The organism is Viridibacillus sp. NPDC093762, assembly GCF_050279675.1.
Lineage (GTDB): Bacteria > Bacillota > Bacilli > Bacillales_A > Planococcaceae > Viridibacillus.
On sequence record NZ_JBNNUK010000046.1, the window covers coordinates 1 to 3,841 of the forward strand.

The window sequence follows — 3,841 nt, forward strand, 5'->3', positions numbered from 1 at the left end:
GCCGAAATGGCTAAAACAACGATGGAATATGATCTACTTGCATCGGTTCCAGGTTTAGGAGATGCGACGATTGTTGATTTACTTTCAGAAGTAGGATGCTTTTCACTTTATGAAAATCCACGCCAACTCATCAAACTAGCGGGATTAACCTTACGTGAAAACTCATCTGGTCAACATAAAGGGCAAAAACATATCTCCAAACGAGGAAGAAAGAGACTTAGATATATTCTGTTCAAAGTAATAGTACCACTCATTCGTCACAATGAAGCGTTTAAGCAGCTTCATGAATATTACACAACACGTCAACAAAATCCCCTACGGGGAAAGCAGTCGATGGTAGTACTCTGTGGTAAATTATTGAAGGTATTACATGGTATTTGTAAAAAGAAAGTCCGTTTTGACGAGAAACATATGATGAAAGACCTCTACTGTCTCGCAGAGGCAGCGTAAATAAATTTTTTTCATCGAACTATAACTAAAAGGATGACACGGAGAAGCCAGCAACATAACTAAACTTAGACCAAGAGTCCCCGGGGCAGCTTAGCAGGCCTCTGCCTTATGAATAGACCGAACGAAGGAATGTAAGCGCACTGACGCTAAGAGACATGGGAGGGTAAGTCGTCATAAGTATCGCAGAGATCCATTGTGCATCAAATAGTGGATAAAAAAGCTAATGATTCTCATTAGTTTTAGCGAAGCGTACGCCCGATTTGGTAATAAAAACTATAAATTCAATCATCTGTTTACAAAAGAGATGGAAAAATATTTTCATTACAACACGAAGTGATGAAAACCGTTGATACATCAATGTTTATAGAGGGAGTTTAGTTAAACAAGAAAACCTTACATTAATTGATATTTAAGAAAGGTGTGAGTAAAATCAGTCAATTTTTAACAATAAATCAAAATAAGGTTGAGATACTTCAAAAAGGGGAAAATGGGACACCAATAATTATCCTTACAGGAATGGGTTGTTCATTCGATGAATGGTACGAAGTGACAGAGTCATTAAGTAAATCAAATAGAGTTATTATGTTTCATAGACCAGGGCTAGGGGCAAGTGAAATTCGTGATGAAGTCCGGAACACACAGACAGTCGTAAACGAAGTAAGTGAGATGATACTTTTACTTAAATTATCTGAACCTGTAGTATTAGTTGGTCATTCCTATGGTGGGTTATGTGTACAACATTTTGTGAAAGAGCATCCTAAAAAGGTTGCTGGAATAGTATTAGTAGATTCAACTTCTGTTGATTTAAGGGTTTTAGATGATTTGGATTTACCTGTTTTAAATAAAGGGTCAACCGATGAATTTTGGATGGAAAAATGTCATTCTTATTCTCAAATGAAAAGGGAGGAATTAAGTGAAGTTATTAATCCTTCTCTAACAGAAAAACAGAAGCTACTCCCGAATGATATTCAACAACGCTTAATAAATTTCCAGATAAATCCTTCTTTATACAAAGCAATGCATTCTGAAATTAGCAACTGGAAGAGGGATGGAGATATTATAAAGAATTTGGCAGTATACCCTGATATACCATTAATTATTATTGGTCGAGATAAAGAGCATAACATTAGGTTAGGCACTATGGAGGGTTTACCAGAGTGGGAGTTAAGGTTATTTGAAGAAAAGTGGCAAGAACTTATTATGAACCAAGTTAATCTTACTTCAAATAGTAAATTCATAATCGCACAAGAAGCAAGTCATTCAATACATATGGATAGACCCGATATTATAGTTCAATCAATTGATAAAATAAATTCCTTATTTAACTAATGGGTGCTTTAGTTGAAGAAGAAGGGTTTTAGGGAATGGTGATGAATAAGTTAATATATGTAAATTGTTGCTTGAGGGCGATATGACAATAAAGAAAATTTGTACCATAACAAAATTATCGAAATCAACCTTGTATCGAGCACTTGATAAAAGAAAAAATAGGGGATATTTATGAAGATAGAGCGCTTATTAAAAATTATATTTATTTTATTGAACAAACAAAAAGTAACAGCTGAGGAAGTTGCCAAACATTTGGCTGTCTCAACCCGAACAGTTTATCGAGATATGGATACACTATCACTTGCTGGATTTCCAATCTATGCCGAACAAGGAAATCTCGGGGGATATCGCCTAATCGAAGGTTATTATTTTCCTCATAGTTACTTTACAGAAGAGGATTTACGTCTAATCAAGGAAACACTAACGAGTACGATGACTTTACATACTGACAAGGCATTACAGAATATCCTTGCAAAAATAACCTTACTTTATGAGTCCAAAACAGAAAATTCAATTGATTTTTCTTTCTTAAATAACAAGGACGGAGTTAAGGTAACCGATATTCGACAAGCGATTAAAGATAAAAAGTGTCTTACTTTTTCTTATGCAAAAAAAGAACAGCTTGAAACTAAAAAAGTAAAACCAATTCAAGTATTCTTCTATCATTTGAGTTGGTACCTGTTCGGTTGGCCAGAAAATGAGACGAAACCAAAATTTTATCGTTTATCCCGAATACATGAACTGAAAGTTGGTAATACGTTATTTACAGAATCCTTTGAATACTTAGATGGTTATCAGGAATTTTCAAATTGGATGAAATCATTAGAATCAGAAATAGTTAAAATCGATATAGTTTTACGATTTCCACTAACCAGTTCTCAAGAGGTGTTTGATTCCTTTCCCGAAACAAACATTGATAAAAGTGGCGTTGACCATTTACTAGTTAGAATTTCTTATCCTGATGAAGAGTGGGTTGTAAAGTTAATTCTAAGTTTTGGATCCCAGGTGGAAGTCCTTTCACCCAAGAGTTTTAAAAATAAAATAATGGCTCATATAGAAAAAATGACTCGAATTTATTTTACCTAACTTGACAATTAGTTGTCAGGTTAGTGATGGTATATTATGTTTAAGAGTTGTTACTAACTCCGCAAATTTTAACGAAAGAAGATGAAATAACTATGGTACTGAAAAGCGACTTAAATCTTTTAAATTGGACAGAAACGGAACCCGTTCATTCCATTACTCAAGCAACAGCTGAATATTCAATCGAAGGAGAATTTAATGGGGTCTTGCATTCAAACTACACGATTTTTTATTCGGAATATAATAAAGAAGATATTCATAAATCAACATCAACTTTTATTGGATACAGCTTTTTTGAAAGTTCAGATAATAAACTAGTTGATAGTATGTTCTTTGAAGAAAAAGGAGTCTTTGCTGAAGGCATCACTTCGGGAGAGTTGAAAAGTAAAATGGCCAATGGAAATTATTTTTTAGAACAAGGAAAAATGATCATCACAATAGAAAAGAAGAATAGTTAAAACTGAACCCGAACAACTTTGAGTATTATTTAAATGTTGTTCGGGTTTCTATTGGATTCTCTGTACAGATGATACACTGCCCCCTAGTAGTACATACTGGTTCGGTAACTAGTGTTGGAATTAATATTGCAGAGGAATCAACTGGCGCAATTGAAGGTGGGACATATCTGAACGAAGATGGAACCCCTATTACATTAAATGAAATAAATAATATTTACATGGTTGTTGAATGGTGGGGTAAGAGTGAAAGTGCTAAGAAAGAATTGATTTATACATCAAACCTAACAAAGAACTAACCTTCTTGGACTAAAGGGTGCTTAGTTAAACAAGACCATCATTTCGATGGTCTATTTTATTGTCCAAAACATCAAGTAGATTTCGGCGATCCATTGTGAGCTGTTACACTTAATCTAACACAGCAGTTTAGTGAATCGGCTACACTAAGTTGGACATAAAAAATAAGGGCTAGTACACTTAGACTACCAACTTAAAGGAGCGTGCTATTATGTCACGTCAACGTC

The 3,841-nt window shown here is 34.4% G+C and carries 6 protein-coding genes; all 6 read left to right on the forward strand.

The features are described from left to right. Nucleotides 1–450 (forward strand): transposase (locus ACQKM9_RS21730; RefSeq protein ID WP_427736555.1); only part of this gene is annotated, 450 nt, incomplete at its 5' end. Between the two features lie 402 nt (nucleotides 451–852). Beyond that, nucleotides 853–1,779, forward strand: coding sequence for an alpha/beta hydrolase (locus ACQKM9_RS21735; protein WP_427736556.1), 927 nt, complete (start codon nucleotides 853–855; stop codon nucleotides 1,777–1,779). Nucleotides 1,780–1,843: 64 nt separating this feature from the next. Beyond that, nucleotides 1,844–1,954 (forward strand): helix-turn-helix domain-containing protein, encoded by a 111-nt coding sequence (locus tag ACQKM9_RS21740; RefSeq protein WP_386847352.1) that lies wholly within the window; start codon nucleotides 1,844–1,846, stop codon nucleotides 1,952–1,954. After that, nucleotides 1,951–2,865: a helix-turn-helix transcriptional regulator gene (locus ACQKM9_RS21745; protein WP_427736557.1), complete on the forward strand. Its 915-nt coding sequence runs from the start codon at nucleotides 1,951–1,953 to the stop codon at nucleotides 2,863–2,865. The genes ACQKM9_RS21740 and ACQKM9_RS21745 overlap by 4 nt, the downstream gene beginning before the upstream one ends. A gap of 92 nt (nucleotides 2,866–2,957) precedes the next feature. Next, a complete protein-coding gene (locus ACQKM9_RS21750; RefSeq protein WP_427736558.1) occupies nucleotides 2,958–3,320 on the forward strand; it encodes a hypothetical protein in 363 nt (120 codons plus the stop codon). 68 nt (nucleotides 3,321–3,388) lie between these two features. After that, nucleotides 3,389–3,616, forward strand: coding sequence for a hypothetical protein (locus tag ACQKM9_RS21755; RefSeq protein WP_427736560.1), 228 nt, complete (start codon nucleotides 3,389–3,391; stop codon nucleotides 3,614–3,616). The last annotated feature ends 225 nt before the right edge of the window (nucleotides 3,617–3,841 follow it).